Raw genomic sequence first — 15,207 nt, forward strand, 5'->3', positions numbered from 1 at the left:
GTCGTTGGGGAGTGGGTCGGGGGTGGGCTCGGGGGTGCTTGGGTTGCTGATCGGTTGGAGCTTGGGTGGGCTTTGGTGGGCTCTGCCCGTGGCCAAGGCTTTGCTACCGAGCTCGGTCGGGCGGGGCTCGACTACGCCTTCGGTGTGCTGGGGGCTCGGGCGGTGATCGCGTTCACCGAGCGGATCAACTCCGCGTCCCGCGCGGTGATGGAGCGGTTGGGGATGACGTACGCGGGTGAGATCCGGACCGATGGCCTGGTCGAGGGCCGGGAGGGCGTCCACCCGGACGCACCGTTCGCGGTCTACGTCGCAACGACCGGCTGAGCCGGGGCCGCGCCGGGGGCTGCGCCGGGAGCGCGGCGGGGCCGTGGCGGGAGCGCGGCGGGGCCGTGGCGGGGCCGTGGCGGGAGCGTGGCGGGGCCGTGGCGGGAGCGCGGCGGTGGTTCGGCGGCTAGCTGCGGTTGAGGGCTGCGACGAAGCGGGTGAGGAGGATGGCGAAGGTTTCTTTGTCTGAGTCCGGCCAGTCGGTCATTGCTTCGGCGAAGCGGGTGCGGCGGATGGCGTGGACTGCGGATAGGCGGTCGTGGCCCGCCTGGGTGAGGACGAGGTTGGTTCGTCGACCGTCCAGTTGATCGGCTTCGCGGCGTACCAGGCCTGCGGCGACCGCGGCGGCGACGAGTTTGCTGGCGCGCGGCTGGTCGACACCGAGGGCCTCGGCGATGCCGTTCACGCCCAAGGGGTCGGGGCCGGCTGCCTCGATCGCGTCGATCACCTGCTGGCCCGAGTCGTCGGCGACGCCGGCCGCGCGGGCGAACATCCGCTTCGTCTGGCGGCGCCGGATCGCCACCATCGCGGCCTCGACCTCGGCGACGGGGTCGACCATCAGCCCTCCAAGATATATGCTCATTGACATGCACATGTCAGATGACAACAAGCCTATCGGATGGTGGCTGAAGGAAGTGGACCGGCTGCTCGAGCAGTCCTTCGAGCAGGTCCTCGCGGCCGACGGCGTGAGCCGGCGCCAATGGCAGATCCTGAACGCCGTCCAGGGCGAGGCGCCGGTCGCGGTCGCGCTGGCGCCGTTCCTGTCCGGCGATCCGGCCGAGCTGGCATCGTTGACAGGTCCGCTGACGGAGCGCGGCTGGCTCGACGACGACGGACTGACGCCGGCCGGAGTGGCGGCACACGCGCAACTGAACGAGAAGGTCCAGGCGCAGCGGCGGCGGATCACCAACGGGATCGTCGACGCGGAGTATCTGCAGACGCTCGACGTCCTGCGCCGGATGGCGGTCAATCTCGGCCACCGGCCCGCAAATGGTTCCGCTGTGTGACCGCCCAGGCGCGGCGGTCACACAGCGGATCCGGCCACCTCGGAGTGTGGCTCCTGGTGAGGTGTCAGGAGCCACTTGCCCCGCCCGGCCCGAGGTGTCGGCCAGGAGGTGGTTTGGAACGGCTGGGCGGCGGCGATACAGGGACTCAGCCGCCAGCCCAGCCGGGCTGGTGGGCGGTGCGGTCCGGAGCTGAGGATGCCCCGGACCGCACCTATGGTTTCGTCCGGAGCTGAGGAGTGCCCCGGACCTTCGAACGCTGACCCTGGACGTGAGGAGACCCCAGGAGCAGCTCCGGGTCTGAGGAGGACCCGGAAGAATTTGGTGTTAGATGTCGGTTTCCTGCTGCGGGCCGAGCAGGTCGTTGGTGACCTTGAGACCGGCGAAACGGCGCCGCATCGCCTGCTCGTAGCGCGCTGCCAACGGTGCTTCTGCCACGTACTGCGCGATCACATGCTCACCGAACCAGACCCGCACTCGGCGCCGGTGCTGCCTCGACGTCATTTCCGCAACAGTCACTGCTTGCTCACCCCGTAACTCTCAGCCCTTGCAACCAGTTGGACTTACTGGTTGTCATGGCAGTAATGGTGCACAGACCGACCGTGACCGCTCTAGGACCTGGAGAGGACCTTTGCCGGACCTCTCCCGGACCTCTGGCGGACATCTGGGTGACTGCACCTTGTAGTGGGGCACGAGTCGAGACAACGTCTTATCTGACGTGAACGGGAGGAACGATGGCGGGTAGGTATACGCCAAAGACGGTCCTGGCGCACCTGATCCAGCGCCGGAACCAGACCTACTCCGAGATCGTCGCCGAGTTCGTCGAGCTGGGTGGAACCATCACCGAGCGGCACCTGCGGCGCCTCGCATCGGGCGAGCGAGCAGGGACCACTCCACAGACCCGGCGCACCCTGCAACGCATGTTCGGCAAGCCGGTCGAGGAACTCCTCGCTCCGTACGTCCCCGAGCAGGCCGCCCAGGTGGTGCCGGCGCCTGCGGCGGGTGGACGGATCACGACAGGTAATGAGATGGAGGTACTCGACATGGCTGCCAGCCGTGCGCGGGCTTTTGCCCTCGCGGCCCAGACCGGTCTCGGAAGCGAGGCCATGGAACAGGTGTACGACGACGTGAGACACGTCGCGAAGGCCTACCCGCAGCGCCCGCTGCCGGAAATCCTCGGCCAGCTGGTCGAGACGCAGGACCTGGTCTTCGCGTTGCTGGAGAGCCGGCAGCGTCCGGAACACCTGCGGCAGCTGTACTTCCTCGGCGGCGTGACCGGTGGCCTCCTCGCCAAGGCGTCACACGACCTCGGCAACCCGCACGCCGCGCTGACCCAGGCCAGGACCGCCTTCCTGTGCGCCGACAACGCCGACCACCACGGGCTGCGCGCCTGGGTCCGTGGACTGCAGTCGTTGGTCTCCTACTGGGCCGGCAACCCGCACGACTCGGTCCGGTATGCCCAGCTGGGCGCCGGGTATGCCGAGCAGGCCAACAGCACCACGGGTGTCTGGCTCCCGGTGAGCGAGGCCCGCGCCTGGGCCGCACTGGGCAACGCGGACGCCGCCCGGGCCGCCCTGGTCCGCGCGGAGAACGCGTGGGGCACGGTCCAGGCCGACGAGCTCGACGAGATGGGCGGCCTGTGCACGTTCGGCCGCAACCGCCAGCTGTACTACGCGGCCGACGCGCTGGCCTGGCTTCCGGGCGAGCGGGAGACCGCCGAGCAGTACTCCCGGCAGGCAGTAGACGCCTACAACGACCAATCGCACCCCGAGTGGGCCTTCGGCGACGCCGCCGGCAGCCACGCCGCCATGGCCATCACCCGGATCGCGAGCGGTGAACTGGAAGGCGCCGCCGACGCGCTCGCGCCGGTGCTCGGCCTGCCGGCCGAGCGCCGGATCAACGGTGTCGTGCACTCGGCCCGCCGGGTGCACCAGGCCCTGCGGCAGTCCGGGCACGGCGACGACGCCCGCGAACTGCAGGAAGAGATCGAGATGTTCACCCGGACGCCGATGCAGACCTTCCCGCGGTAGCAGGCGGGATGGATCCGCTCACCGGCGATGGCCTCAAGCTGCGCGAGTTCGTGCTTGACGATCTGGATGCCTATCTGGCCATCGTCGGTGACGATCGGGTGACCAACTGGCTGTCGTTCGACAGCCGGGACCGCGCGGCGGCAGCCACGACGCTGACCGCGATCGTCGAGCGGTCCCAGCAGCCCGAGCGGCCCGACTACCTGCTCGCCGTCACCCGCCTCGACGACGACAGGATGATCGGCTTCGCCCGGCTCGGGCCCACCGGAGTACGGGCAGCGCACCTCGGCTATGCGATCGCCGCGGACCACTGGGGTCACGGCTACGCCACCGAGGCGGCCCGGGCGATGCTGAAGTTCGCCTTCGGGCCGCTCGAGCTGCATCGGGTCAGCGCCGCGATCGGCCCGGACAACCTGGCCTCGATCGCGGTGGTCAAGCGCCTCGGCTTCAGCTACGAGGGCCGGATCCGGCACCACGTCTTCACCAACGGCGACTGGCGCGACTCACTGCTCTACTCGCTGCTGGCCACGGAGTTCGCGGCCGGCTGAGGCCGGCGGTTGATCCGGACGGCGATCAGTCCGGCTGCCAAAGCTGCGAGCATCACCAAGAGCAGTACGCCGAGACCGCCGAGCGGCATGGAGCTGACCACTCCCAGTGGGCCGCTGGACGCCCAGGTCCCACTCCCCAGTGGGTCGAGGTAGAACATCAGCAGCCACGGCACCGAGTTGATGGCGAGTGCCGCTCCCCAGGCGCGGTGACCGGCGAGCAGCAGGACGATGGCGATCACGATCAACGCCGTGCCGAGCAGGACTCCTAGGCCGATCCGCAGCGACTGCTGGTCGGGCAGCCGGTAGAAGAACCAGTTGTCGGGGTAGAGCGACAGAGCCGTCACCAGCACCGCGCCCATGGAAGGGCACGCCACCAGCACAGCGAATCGGCCACGAGAAGTCATGGACCTTGTTGGGACGCCGGCGGCGGCGAGGGTTGCGATCACGGCGGTGAACAGCAAGATCGTGCCTGGGGGACGGGTGAAGCCGAACGACTCGGCCAACTGCTCGAGCGGCGGGAACATGACGGCGAGCGCGCTCACCGCGCTGGTTGCCGCCAACCAGCGTGCGGCGACCGGGCGGTCGAAGACCATCGTGATCGCGGCGAGCAGCCCGGCGAGGAAGCAGATCGATCCGGTGGTCACGTTGGCGACCGGCGAACCTCCCATGCTGGTCTGCGGATCCCAGGGCGCCCACTCACCGAAGATCAGGAAGGTACTGCCGATCGCCGCGAGCAAGGTCGCAGCGATCACCGACACACGGTTGCGGATGCCCTGGACCAGAGTGGGCGGACCCGACTGGGTCAGCCGGACCCGGGCAGCATGAGCCGCCAGGTTGAGCAGGTCTCTGAGGTCGGTACGACCGCGAGCCTCGGCGGAGTCGATGAGCAGGCCGAGTGCCTCCTCGCCGTGCCGTTCACGCCACCAGCGGGGGTAGCAGCTGAGCACTCCCCTGTACAACGTGCTCATGCGGCACCCCCGCTCGGGCGGAGGCGGAGGCGGCTGATCGCCTGGGCGGCGTTCGACTGGAGGCGGGAGGCCTCGGTGGCCAGCGCCTCGGCGCCGGAGTCGGTCAGCTCGTAGTACCGGCGGAGGCGGCCGTCGACGATCTCCTCGCCGGCCGGGCGGACCAGGCCCTCATCACAGAGGCGGTCCAGGGCGGCGTACAGAGTGCCTGGGCGGAGGGTGACGCGGCCGCTGGACAGGCCGGTCACCTCGGTGATCACGGCATAGCCGTGTTTGCGGCCGTCGGCCAGCGCGGCCAGGACGAGGAACGTCGGCTCGCGCATCTCGGTGGAAGGCATGCCGATCACCATAGTCAGTTCATCGGTATATGACAACCATCGGTATGTGCGGCGACAGTTCATCCGGTGCACATCTTCGCGTCATCGCGGGCCTTGACAGTGACTTGTCAGCACAAGAAAGGTTCCCGCCATGACCGAGCAGCAAGTCCCCGAGTGGGCCGATCCCGACGTTCCCGAAGAGGCACTCGATCCGCAGGGGGTGTCGCGCCGTGGGTTGATCCGGGGCGCCGGGCTGCTGGGTGCGGGGTTCGCCGCAGCCGGGATCAGTGGGGTCGCGGGAGCCGGTGAGGCGGCGGCCAGTACTTCGTCTGGGGACCCGGAGCTGGTCTATCTGGTCGGCGACCATCACGTGCACACGCGGTACAGCCATGACGCGAAGTACGACTTCACCCAGCACGCGCAGCGTGGGGCGCAGTTCGGGCTGGACTGGATGGCGTTCACCGAGCACAGCAACTTCGGGCACGCGGACAAGGGCGCGGCCGCGGAGAACGTCGAGGTGCTGAAGGCGCGGGCCGAGAACCCGCGGATGCTGATCTTCCAGGGCCTCGAGTGGTACATCCCGGCGGCGGAGCACGGCACGGTGCTGGTCGCGCCGGGGCCGAACAACGTCGCGCTGCTCCAGCAGTTCGAACGCGAGTACGACGGCAAGCTGACTGGCCGCTCCGCCGACACTCCTGAGAACGAGGCGCACGCGCTCAAGGCGCTGCAATGGCTGGCCGCGCAGAAGCAGAGCGGGTTCGTCGACGACGTACTCGTGCTGGCCAACCACCCACTGCGGCTGGGCATCGACTCGCCGCACGAGCTCAGGGCCTGGCGGGACAGCGGCGTGATGATCGGCATGGAGGGTGCGCCGGGTTCGCAGGGCGACGCCGATCCCGCCTGGGTGGCCTTCCGCGGGACGACCAACTCGCAGCGCGGTGAGTACGTGAACAACCCGGGCAACGGCAGCTTCCCGGGGTACCCGAACGACGCCTACCGGACCTACGGCGGCTTCGACTGGGCGACGGCGACAGTGGGTGGCCTCTGGGATGCCCTGCTCGCCGAGGGCAAGCTGTTCTCGATCACCTCGAACAGCGACAACCACCGGACGATCTGGGACACCTGGACGGATGGGGTGTTCCCGCCCGGGCAGAACTTCGACTCGCTCGGGTGGAAGCCGTCCCCGACCGATGCGGGTACTCCGCAGGCCGGTAGCGACTTCTGGCCGGGTCAGTTCAGCCGGACGCATGTGGGCGTGACGAAGTACGGCTACCTGGACGTGATGGCTGGACTGCGGGCCGGCCGGGTGTGGGTGGACCACGGGCAGCTGGTCGACGGGATCGACGTACGGGTGGCTCCGGCCGGCTCGTCGCATCGCGGGGTCACGCTGGGCGGGCGGTTGAAGGTACGCCGCAGTGAGCGGCTGGAGCTGCGGGTCACGGTGACCACTGCGACCCGGCCGAACTTCCACGGTCTGGTGCCGCAGCTGGCTCACCTGGACGTCATCCGGGGTGTGGTGACCGGTATGGCGCCGGACAAGGACAACTGGCGGGCACCGGACACGCGAGTGGTCGAGCAGATCGACGTACACCGGAAGACCGGTACCTACACGCTGCGCATCCCGCTGGGCCGGGCAGAGCGGTCGCACTACATCCGCCTGCGCGGTAGTGACGGCAGGCGGAACGGTCCCGGCTACCTGGGCCGCAAGATCGACCCAGCCGGGCCGATCCAGCACCCGAACGGTGACGGCGACCCGTGGCTCGACACCTGGCTGTACACGAACCCGGTGTTCGTCGACGTCTCTCACTGATGGTCGGGGGCTTGGAGTGGTGGGCAGACTGGGAGTATGTCCACCACTCCGCAGGAGAACCTGTTCAACCCGTTGAGGGACGGGCTTGCCCGGATGATCCTGACGAAGGTGGCCGGGCCGGATCCCCTGGCTGAGCGGGCGCGGGTGCATGACACCCCGGGTCCTCGGTGGTTTGCGCCGGATCGGCCGATTCGGCGGGTGCACGGGGATGCGTCGATGTTCGCGGGTGGGTTGCGGGCACTGCTGCTGCAGTCGCTGCATCCGTTGGCCATGGCGGCGGTGTCGGCTCACTCGGGCTATCGCGGTGACCCGTGGGGACGGCTACAGCGGACCAGCTACTTCCTTGCCATCACGACGTACGGGGCTAGTGCTGACGCGGAGGAGGCGGTGGCTCGGGTACGCGGGGTGCACTCGCGTGTGCGCGGGTCTAGCCCCGATGGTGTTCGGTACCGGGCGTCCGACCCGCACTTGCTCAAGTGGGTGCACCTTGCTGAGGTGGATAGCTTCCTGGCCGCTTATCGGCAGTACGGCGCAGCGCCGCTCGACAGTGCTGAGAGTGATGGGTACATCGAGGACACGGCTCGGGTTGCTCGGGCACTGGGCGTGGTGGAGCCGCCGACCACTCAGGTGGAACTGCGGCAGATGCTGGAGGAGTACCGGCCGGAGTTGCGCGGTACGACGGAAGCGCGGCAGGCGGCTCGCTTCATCCTGGTGCATCCGCCGGTGCCACTCGCTGCGCGGCCTGCGTACGCCGTTCTGACTGCTGCGGCGGTCGGGCTGTTGCCGTGGTGGACTCGGTGGCCGTTGCGGTTGCCGTTCTTGCCGCTGGCTGAGGGGACTGTGGTGCGGGCCGCTGGGGAGGGGCTGACCCGGACGATTCGGTGGGCGTTGGCGTCGCCCACGCTCGAGGCTGCGATGAATGTCGACAAGTCGCCCCTGCCGGATTAGGGCTTGCGCGCGAGGCCGCAGTACAGGATCTGGCCGGCGCCTGCGCGGAGGCCGGCGGCCGGGCTCTCTTCGAGGACGACGCCCGGCGGCCACCAGTCGTAGAGGCGGACGACGCCGGGATCGAGGAGCTCCAGGCCGTCGAAGAACGCGGTGATCTCGGCGGGAGTGCGGAAGCGCAGGGACGGGAACCGCTCGTGGAATTTCGCTTCGAGGTCCGTCGACAGGCGCGCCGCTTCGCTGCCGTCGCGTGGGTTGCAGGCGTGGCTGATCGCCAGGAACGAGCCGGATGGGAGCGCTTCGACGTACGTACGGACGAGTTCGCGGGTCTGGTCGTAGTCCTCGAGGTGATGCAGGACGAGCGCCTGGATCATCCCGATCGGGCGGCCGGGGTCGAGGTTGCCGGTGACGATCGGGTCGGCGAGCAGCTTCTCCGGCTCGGTGAAGTCGGCCGGTACGAAGAAGGTGTTGTCGTTGTCGAGGAGCAGGGCGCGGCCGTGGGCGATCACGGCCGGGTCGTTGTCGACGTACACGACCTTGGCGGCGGGGTTGATCTGCTGGGCGAGCTGGTGGGTGTTCTGCGCGGTCGGCAGGCCGGAGCCGAGGTCGAGGAACTGGGTCAGCCGCGCCTCGCGGGTCAGCCACTCGACGACACGGGCGAGCCAGCGGCGGTTCTCCCGGGTCCAGTCGGGCAGTTCGGGGGCGATCTCGAGGATCTGCCGGACGACGGCGCGGTCGCACTCGTAGTTGTCCTTGCCGCCGAGGAACGCGTCGTACACCCGCGCGACACTCGGTTTGGTGGCGTCGACACCGGGAGCCACGACGGGGTCCTGGCTCGTCGGGTCGGGCATTCACCAACCTCTTTCCGGTCGCCCCCGGTAGCTTTTCCCCTCGCTCGAGGCTAAACCGGAGCGGCGGTGATCCTCCGGGCGGCGAGGCAGTCTTTGCACTGTTTTGCGGTCGGAGGTGCGCCCGGAGCGATGAAAGGCTCCCGACGCCGGTAGTTTGGTCCTGTGCCGTTGCGCCCGAACCGCCCGCTGCCTCTCGCTACTCCGGCGGGGGTCGAGGTGCTGACCAGGATTCTGACCCAGGGACCGATCCCGCGGGTCGAGATCGCCCGGCGTACCGGACTCTCCCAAGCCGCCGTCACCAAGGCCGTCGCGCCGCTGATCGAGGCGGGGTTCGTGACCGATCAGCCGGTCGCCGTGCCGGTCGACGACGTGGGGCGGGTGGAGCTGGGGATCGGGCGGCCGGTGAGCCCGCTGACGGTGGTACCGGACAGCATCTCGGTGATCGGGCTGAAGGTGACGCCGACGGACCTGATCGGCGTGACGACGGACTTCCGGGCGGGGATCCGGGCGGTACGTCACCAGCAGGTGACCGACACGTCGGCGGAGTCGGTGATCAAGCGGCTGGCCGAGCTGGCCAAGGAGCTGATCGAGACGCTCGACGATCCGGCTGATCCCGCGGGGCCGCTGATCGGGATCGGGGTCGCGGTCTCGGGGGATGTCGACGCGTTGCACGGGGTGGTGCGGGACTCGCCGTTCATGGGATGGCGCGATGTGCCGCTCGCTGCGCTGCTGTCGGAGCAGTTGAAGGTGCCGGTCGTGGTGTCGAACGACGTGCGGGCACTGACGGTGGCTGAGCACTGGTTCGGGGTCGGTGTGGATGCCGACTCGTTCGCTGTTGTGACGATCGGGTCTGGGGTCGGGTGCGGGCTCTACATCAACGGCGAGGTGGTGTCGGGGGCGCATGGGGTGTCGGGTGAGCTCGGGCATCTGCCGTTGGCGCCCGGGGAACTCGTGTGTACTTGTGGACGACGGGGTTGCGTGGAGACGGTCGCGTCGTCGGACGCGATTCTGGCCCGGGTACGGGAAACCACTGGCCAGCCGGACCTGGACCTGTCCGGCGCCATCGAGCTGGCCCACGACGGCGACGAGCACGCCCGCGAGGCCTTCGACCGGGCCGGCGAGGTCATCGGCTCGGCCCTGGCCGCGATGGTCAACCTGGTCGGCCCCGAACTGGTCGTCATCGCCGGCGAGGGCGTCGCCGACTACGACCTCTACGACCAGCGCATGCGCCAGGCCTTCGCCGACCACGCCTTCGGTGCCGCCGGCGACTGCCGCCTGATGCTCCGCTCCCACACCTTCGACGACTGGGCCCGAGGCGCTGCCGCCACGGTCATCCGCTCCTACGTCCGAGGCGAACCACCCCTCACCCGCTGAGCTTTCGGCGAGGGTTGGGGCAGTTTTTAGCCCTTGCCGGGGGTAGTTACCTCCCCGGTCGAAGGTGTGGCTAGCTGCGGGCGGCGGCTAGGATTTTTCGCCAGACCTTGCGGTAGGACTCCAGGCCGTCTTCGGCCAGGGGTCCGGTGGGGCCGGCGGTGATGGAGACCCGTTCGGGGATGGTGCCCCAGACGGGGATGTTCTCCTCGGCGTACTGCTGCATCGCCTCTTGGTAGCTGCGGGTGTAGGTGCGGGCCGAGCAGATCACCAGGCCGACCGGGATTTCCTTGGGAACCAGCTCCAGGACTGCCTTCACCCGTGGGGTTTCCACGCCGCCGACCCGGGTGGGGATGACTACCATGCGGGCCCGTTCGAGCGCCTTGTTGAGGAGGCGTTCGTGGGAGGGGGGCATGTCCACCACCCCGATGCCTTCCGGTGGCACCCGGTCCAGCGCCTTCGTCAGGAGTCGCTCGGTCGGCGCCTCGGAGATCTCGATCCTGGCCAGGTGCTCGTCGTCGGAATCGGCGATCCAGTCCGCGGCGCTCCCCTGCGGGTCGGCGTCGATGAGGGTGGCTGTGCGACGGTTGGAAGATGCCAGCGCGGCCAAATACACCGACGTGGTTGTCTTACCTACCCCGCCCTTCAGTGCAGCTGTCACGATGATCATGGAACCGACGCTACCCGGTCCGGCCACATTTCCGGCGTGTCGTCGGCGTTGCTCGCGCGCCGCGTGATAATTGCCGGTAGCCCCGAACTAGCTCAACCACCCTTCAACCTGTACGCCGGAGGTCCCCTTGCAGGGTGAGTACCTGGTCGACCGTGCCAGCCGCGAGCGGGTGTCGGAGGACGCGGGGAGGTACCGGACGAAGGTGCCGCAAGGTGTGCTCAGACCGGCCTCGGTCGAGGACATCCAGGAGATCGTCCGGCGCTGCGCACAGGACGGCATTCCGGTCGCCGCCCGCGGCCTCGCCAACACCACCGACGGCCAGGGGCTCACCGACGGCGTGTTGATCGACATGACCTCGCTCAACACCATCCATGAGATCGGCGACGACTACGCGGTCGTCGATGCCGGCGCCGACTGGCTGCAGCTCACCGACGCCGCGCATGCGAAAGGCCTGACTCCGCCGGCACTCACCGGGTTCCTCGGGTTGACCTTCGGCGGGACGCTCTCGCTGGGTGGGATCCCACCGGCGATCCAGTCGGGCGGCCAGGTCGACTCGGTGATCGAGCTGGAGGTGGTCACCGGCACCGGCGAGCGGCGGGTGTGTTCGGCGGAGCACGACAAAGAGCTGTTCGAGGCTGTGCTGGCCGGCGTGGGGCAGTTCGGGATCATCACCAAGGCGACTGTTCGGCTGGTGGCCGCTCCGGAGCGGGTTCGGGGATACACGCTCGCCTATGCGGACATACGGGAGCTTCTGCGGGATTTCCGGACTCTGCTCCACCGGTCCGAGGTGAGCGAGTTGTACGGCGAGTTCGGCGAGATCCAGCAGCTCAGCGCCTTCACGTTCCATCAGACCGCCGAGCCGCCGGACGACCAGCACGTACTACGAGAGCTGACACCCACCGAAACCACGCTCACCCACAACGACTTCCTCCCGCACGTCACCCGGATCGACGACGCGGTCGAACAACTCCGCGAAGCGCTCGACTGGGACCACCTGGCCAAACCCTGGCTCACCCTCTGGCTGCCCGAGGAATCCGTCGAGCACTACGTCACCGAGGTCGTGCAGAGCCTGACCCCGGTGGACATCGGCATCGGCGGCTTCGTCCTGCTCTATGCGCACCGCCGCGCCAAGCTCACCCGCCCGTCGCTGCGCCTGCCCCAGGACGACAGCGAGTGGGTCTACCTCTTCACCGTCATGACGGCCGGACAGCCCGGCGCGGAGTTCGCCGACGAGATGCTCGCCCGCAACCGCCGCCTGTACGACCGGGCCCGCGCGCTCGGCGGCACGCGGTACCCGATCGAGTCGGTCCCCTTCAGCCAGGCCGACTGGGCCGACCACTACGGCGACCGCTGGCCCCACCTTCAAGAACTCAAGCGGACAACAGACCCGGCCGGAATCCTGACTCCCGGCCCGAAAATCTTCTGATCTCGGGGGAAGGAAGGAAAGCGGAGACTACTTACCCAGCCAGGCGTCGACCTTCGACTGGTTGTCCTTGACCCACTTCTCGGCCGCCGCGTCCGGGGTCAGCTTGTCCTCGGCGATGTACTTCGCCACCACGTTCTGGTCGTCGTTGGTCCAGCTGAACTTCTTCACCAGCTCGTACGCCGGGCTGCCCGAGTCGGCGAACTTCTTCGACACGATCTTGTCCAGGTCGTACGGCGGGTAGTCGCAGGCGACCTTCGCCGGAACCGCGTCACACCCGGCCTTGTACGCCGGCAGGTTGATCTTCACCAGCTTGACCTCGTTGAAGAACCACTGCGGCTCGTAGAAGTAGGCGAGCAGCGGCTTCTTGTTCTTCTCGGCGTCGCGGAAGGCCTGGATCAGCGCGGTCTCGCTGCCGCTCTGCACCACCTTGTAGTCGAGGTTCAGGTTCTTCACCAGCGCCTCGTCGTTCGTCACGTACGACGGATCGCCGTCCAGCAACTGGCCCTTGCCGCCGGACTCCGAGGTCTTGAACAGGTCGGCGTACTTGTTCAGGTTCTTCGAGTCGGTGATGTCGGGGTACTTGGCCGCCATCCACGGCGGCACGTACCAGCCGATCACGCCTTTGACCCCGGTGGACCCGGCCTCGACCGCGACCTTGTCGGTCTCGATGTACTTCTTCTTCAGGTCCTCGTGCCCCCAGTTCTCCAGGTTCACGTCGACCTCGCCGGTGCTGAACCCCTGCCAGGCGATCTCTTCCTTGAGGTTCTTCTTCACCACCTTGCAGCCGAGCTCCTTGGTCGCGACGTAGGCGACGACGGCCGCGTTCGCCTCGTACCCGACCCACGGGCTGACGGTCAGGTTGAAGGTGCCGCACTCCTTGCCACTGCTGCCGGCGGCCGGCTTGTCGGATCCGACCTTCGCACCGCCACAGGCAGTCAGGGCCAGCGCCAAGGCGGTCAGCACTCCAGCAGTACGGAGCTTGTTGGTCACCACAGGTTGTCTCCTCTAGATCTTCCCTTGTACTTCCGGGTCCGCCGGGCCGCGGCCTGCGTGATCCGGTCGAGCATCACGCCGAGCAGCACGATAGCCAGCCCGGCGGCGAGTCCCTTGCCGTACAGCTCGCTCTGGGCGAAACCGGCGGCGACGTCGTACCCGAGTGCGCCGGCGCCGACGAGACCGCCGACGACGACCATCGAGAGCACGTAGATCAGGCCCTGGTTGACCGCCAGCGTGATCGCCCGGCGGGCCACCGGCAACTGCACCTTGCTGATCACCTGCCACGTGCTCGACCCGACCGAGTTGGCCGCCTCGACCGTCGCGACCGGCACCGCGCGGATGCCATCGGCAACGATCTTGGTGGTGACCGGTACGGCGAAGACCACGGCCGCCGCGATCGCGGTGAACCGGCTGGTCCCGAACAGCGCCAGGAAAGGTACGAGGTAAACGAACGGCGGCATCGTCTGGCCGGCGTCCAGCACAGGCCGCAGCCAGCTGTCCGCACGGTGATTACGCCCCGTCCACACCCCGAGCCCGAGCCCGACGGCAACGACCACGACGGTCGCGAGCAGCGTCGACGCCAGCGTGACCATGCTGTCGTGCCACACCCCGGTCGCCACCAGCAGACCCAGGCACACAGCAGCCGGTACTGCGCCCCGCCAGCTCCCCAGCAACGCGGCCAGCGCGACGACAACCGCCGCCACGAGCCACCAGGGCGACTCAGTGAGCAACCCCTCGAACGGGTTGAGCACGCCCTTCGTCACCGCGTCGCGGACCCCGTACGTGAACCCGCCGAAGACGTCCTGCACCCAGGTGGTCACGTCGGTCGCCGCGACCGCGATCTTCGAGCCGACATTCGCACCGGTCGGGAACTCGGCCGCCCACACGTAGGTACGCGAGAACCAGACCGCCACCAACACAGCCGCTGCGCCGGCGCCGAGCAGCACCTTGCGCCGCAGGCTCGCGGTACGCCATGGCCGGTCGCCGGCCGCCGTGGTCACCCGGTCGAGCACGATGGCCAGTACGACGATCGCCAGCCCGGCGTTGAACGCGACCCCGACGTCGAGCGTCTGCAGCGCCTTCAGCACCGTCTGGCCGAGGCCGGGCGCGTCGATCAGCGCGGCCACCGTCACCATCGACAGCGCGGCCATGATCGTCTGGTTGATGCCGACGACGACCGTGCTGCGCGACATCGGCAGCAGCACCTTGACCAGCGTCTGCCCGCCCGACGAGCCGAGCGAGCGCGCCGCCTCGACACTCTCGCGCGGCACCGAGCGGATCGCGTGCGCGGTCAGCCGGACCACCGGCGGCGCGGCGTAGATCAGCGTCGCGATCGTCGCGGCGGCCGGGCCGATCGCGAAGAAGAGGGTCAGCGGCGCGAGGTACACGAAGGTCGGCAGGGTCTGCATCAGGTCGAGGATCAGCGTCGCGACCTTGAACACCCGATTCGACAGGCCTGCCCAGATACCGAGCGGGATGCCGACCAGCAGCGCGAGCAGGACGGCGGCGATGGTCAGCGAGAGCGTGTCCATGCTCTCCTGCCACAACCCCTGCAGCCCGAGGAAGGTCAGCCCGCCCGCGGTCAGCAGCGCGACTTTCCAGTTGCCGAAGGCCCAGGCCAGGTACGCCGAAACAGCCACGACCCCCAGCCACCCGATGACCGGCACGGGCCGCCCGTACGACGGTTGCGAGATGACCGCCTGCAGCAGGACGACGAGTTGGTCGACGGCGACCCGGATCCCGTCGAGGACCGCGTTGCCGCTACCCATGAAGTCGCGGTGCTCGGTCAGCCAGCGGTGCAGCCCGGTCGTCTCCTGCCCGCCGAGCGCCAGCGTGTTGATGCCCTTGAGCACGAACCAGGCGGCGACCCAGACGACCAGCAGCACCCCGACGATGACAGAGCGCCGGGGCCGTTTGACCTCGATGTGAACCGAGCCGGTGATGGAGGCCATG

At 68.7% G+C, this 15,207-nt stretch carries 16 protein-coding genes; 8 read left to right on the forward strand and 8 right to left on the reverse strand.

The features are described from left to right. Positions 1–324, forward strand: a 324-nt coding sequence (locus ABD768_RS20910; RefSeq protein WP_344843032.1) for a GNAT family N-acetyltransferase, incomplete at its 5' end; no start/stop codon positions are given. Between the two features lie 127 nt (positions 325–451). On the opposite strand, the gene ABD768_RS20915 is transcribed toward ABD768_RS20910, so the two are convergent. Beyond that, on the reverse strand, positions 452–883 hold the full coding sequence (locus ABD768_RS20915; RefSeq protein WP_344843034.1) for a MarR family winged helix-turn-helix transcriptional regulator: 432 nt from the start codon (positions 881–883) through the stop codon (positions 452–454). A 28-nt stretch (positions 884–911) separates the two neighbouring features. On the opposite strand from ABD768_RS20915, the gene ABD768_RS20920 reads away from it, so the two are divergent. Then, positions 912–1,331 (forward strand): MarR family winged helix-turn-helix transcriptional regulator, encoded by a 420-nt coding sequence (locus tag ABD768_RS20920; RefSeq protein WP_344843037.1) that lies wholly within the window; start codon positions 912–914, stop codon positions 1,329–1,331. Between the two features lie 324 nt (positions 1,332–1,655). Here the strand turns inward: ABD768_RS20920 and ABD768_RS20925 are convergent, their stop codons facing one another. Then, positions 1,656–1,832 (reverse strand): hypothetical protein, encoded by a 177-nt coding sequence (locus tag ABD768_RS20925; protein ID WP_344843040.1) that lies wholly within the window; start codon positions 1,830–1,832, stop codon positions 1,656–1,658. A 230-nt stretch (positions 1,833–2,062) separates the two neighbouring features. On the opposite strand from ABD768_RS20925, the gene ABD768_RS20930 reads away from it, so the two are divergent. Both ABD768_RS20930 and ABD768_RS20935 read left to right on the forward strand, forming a co-directional pair. Further along, positions 2,063–3,358 (forward strand): NsdA family TPR-like regulatory protein, encoded by a 1,296-nt coding sequence (locus ABD768_RS20930; RefSeq protein ID WP_343967702.1) that lies wholly within the window; start codon positions 2,063–2,065, stop codon positions 3,356–3,358. An 8-nt stretch (positions 3,359–3,366) separates the two neighbouring features. Continuing rightward, complete coding sequence (locus ABD768_RS20935) at positions 3,367–3,903, forward strand: GNAT family N-acetyltransferase (protein ID WP_344843042.1); 537 nt, start codon at positions 3,367–3,369, stop codon at positions 3,901–3,903. Here the strand turns inward: ABD768_RS20935 and ABD768_RS20940 are convergent. Both ABD768_RS20940 and ABD768_RS20945 read right to left on the reverse strand, forming a co-directional pair. After that, on the reverse strand, positions 3,867–4,871 hold the full coding sequence (locus ABD768_RS20940) for a hypothetical protein (protein WP_344843045.1): 1,005 nt from the start codon (positions 4,869–4,871) through the stop codon (positions 3,867–3,869). The two genes, ABD768_RS20935 and ABD768_RS20940, sit on opposite strands and share 37 nt — an antisense overlap. Continuing rightward, complete coding sequence (locus tag ABD768_RS20945; protein WP_343967706.1) at positions 4,868–5,206, reverse strand: PadR family transcriptional regulator; 339 nt, start codon at positions 5,204–5,206, stop codon at positions 4,868–4,870. The genes ABD768_RS20940 and ABD768_RS20945 overlap by 4 nt, the downstream gene beginning before the upstream one ends. A gap of 130 nt (positions 5,207–5,336) precedes the next feature. Here ABD768_RS20945 and ABD768_RS20950 point away from each other — a divergent pair, with 130 nt between their 5' ends. Beyond that, positions 5,337–6,995 carry a PHP domain-containing protein gene (locus tag ABD768_RS20950; RefSeq protein WP_344843049.1) on the forward strand — a complete coding sequence of 553 codons (1,659 nt, stop codon included), beginning with the start codon at positions 5,337–5,339 and terminating at the stop codon, positions 6,993–6,995. Between the two features lie 36 nt (positions 6,996–7,031). Next, positions 7,032–7,943, forward strand: a complete 912-nt coding sequence (locus ABD768_RS20955; protein ID WP_344843052.1) for an oxygenase MpaB family protein — start codon at positions 7,032–7,034, stop codon at positions 7,941–7,943. Here the strand turns inward: ABD768_RS20955 and ABD768_RS20960 are convergent. Beyond that, the gene (locus ABD768_RS20960) at positions 7,940–8,791 is read right to left on the reverse strand and encodes an SAM-dependent methyltransferase (protein WP_344843055.1); all 852 of its coding nucleotides are present in this window, start codon (positions 8,789–8,791) and stop codon (positions 7,940–7,942) included. The genes ABD768_RS20955 and ABD768_RS20960 overlap by 4 nt on opposite strands. 162 nt (positions 8,792–8,953) lie before the next feature. Here ABD768_RS20960 and ABD768_RS20965 point away from each other — a divergent pair, with 162 nt between their 5' ends. Beyond that, positions 8,954–10,165 carry an ROK family transcriptional regulator gene (locus ABD768_RS20965; RefSeq protein WP_343967714.1) on the forward strand — a complete coding sequence of 404 codons (1,212 nt, stop codon included), beginning with the start codon at positions 8,954–8,956 and terminating at the stop codon, positions 10,163–10,165. Positions 10,166–10,235: 70 nt separating this feature from the next. On the opposite strand, the gene ABD768_RS20970 is transcribed toward ABD768_RS20965, so the two are convergent. After that, a complete protein-coding gene (locus ABD768_RS20970) occupies positions 10,236–10,832 on the reverse strand; it encodes a ParA family protein (protein WP_343967716.1) in 597 nt (198 codons plus the stop codon). A gap of 127 nt (positions 10,833–10,959) precedes the next feature. Between ABD768_RS20970 and ABD768_RS20975 the strand changes: the two genes are divergently transcribed. After that, a complete protein-coding gene (locus tag ABD768_RS20975; protein WP_344843059.1) occupies positions 10,960–12,258 on the forward strand; it encodes an FAD-binding protein in 1,299 nt (432 codons plus the stop codon). 27 nt (positions 12,259–12,285) lie between these two features. On the opposite strand, the gene ABD768_RS20980 is transcribed toward ABD768_RS20975, so the two are convergent. Then, positions 12,286–13,248: an ABC transporter substrate-binding protein gene (locus ABD768_RS20980; RefSeq protein ID WP_343967720.1), complete on the reverse strand. Its 963-nt coding sequence runs from the start codon at positions 13,246–13,248 to the stop codon at positions 12,286–12,288. Next, positions 13,245–15,206: an ABC transporter permease subunit gene (locus tag ABD768_RS20985; RefSeq protein ID WP_344843063.1), complete on the reverse strand. Its 1,962-nt coding sequence runs from the start codon at positions 15,204–15,206 to the stop codon at positions 13,245–13,247. Before ABD768_RS20985 ends, ABD768_RS20980 begins: the two co-directional genes overlap by 4 nt. Between the last annotated feature and the right edge of the window lies 1 nt (position 15,207).

Source organism: Kribbella ginsengisoli (assembly GCF_039537185.1).
Taxonomy (GTDB): Bacteria; Actinomycetota; Actinomycetes; order Propionibacteriales; family Kribbellaceae; genus Kribbella; species Kribbella koreensis.

Coding starts and splice junctions, on each gene's coding strand:
- ABD768_RS20955 (WP_344843052.1), top strand. CDS start 7,032: ATGTCCACCACTCCGCAGGAGAACCTGTTCAACCCGTTGAGGGACGGG.
- ABD768_RS20935 (WP_344843042.1), top strand. CDS start 3,367: ATGGATCCGCTCACCGGCGATGGCCTCAAGCTGCGCGAGTTCGTGCTT.
- ABD768_RS20985 (WP_344843063.1), bottom strand. CDS start 15,206: ATGGCCTCCATCACCGGCTCGGTTCACATCGAGGTCAAACGGCCCCGG.
- ABD768_RS20940 (WP_344843045.1), bottom strand. CDS start 4,871: ATGAGCACGTTGTACAGGGGAGTGCTCAGCTGCTACCCCCGCTGGTGG.
- ABD768_RS20930 (WP_343967702.1), top strand. CDS start 2,063: ATGGCGGGTAGGTATACGCCAAAGACGGTCCTGGCGCACCTGATCCAG.
- ABD768_RS20920 (WP_344843037.1), top strand. CDS start 912: ATGCACATGTCAGATGACAACAAGCCTATCGGATGGTGGCTGAAGGAA.
- ABD768_RS20925 (WP_344843040.1), bottom strand. CDS start 1,832: ATGACGTCGAGGCAGCACCGGCGCCGAGTGCGGGTCTGGTTCGGTGAG.
- ABD768_RS20950 (WP_344843049.1), top strand. CDS start 5,337: ATGACCGAGCAGCAAGTCCCCGAGTGGGCCGATCCCGACGTTCCCGAA.
- ABD768_RS20970 (WP_343967716.1), bottom strand. CDS start 10,832: ATGATCATCGTGACAGCTGCACTGAAGGGCGGGGTAGGTAAGACAACC.
- ABD768_RS20915 (WP_344843034.1), bottom strand. CDS start 883: ATGGTCGACCCCGTCGCCGAGGTCGAGGCCGCGATGGTGGCGATCCGG.
- ABD768_RS20945 (WP_343967706.1), bottom strand. CDS start 5,206: ATGCCTTCCACCGAGATGCGCGAGCCGACGTTCCTCGTCCTGGCCGCG.
- ABD768_RS20960 (WP_344843055.1), bottom strand. CDS start 8,791: ATGCCCGACCCGACGAGCCAGGACCCCGTCGTGGCTCCCGGTGTCGAC.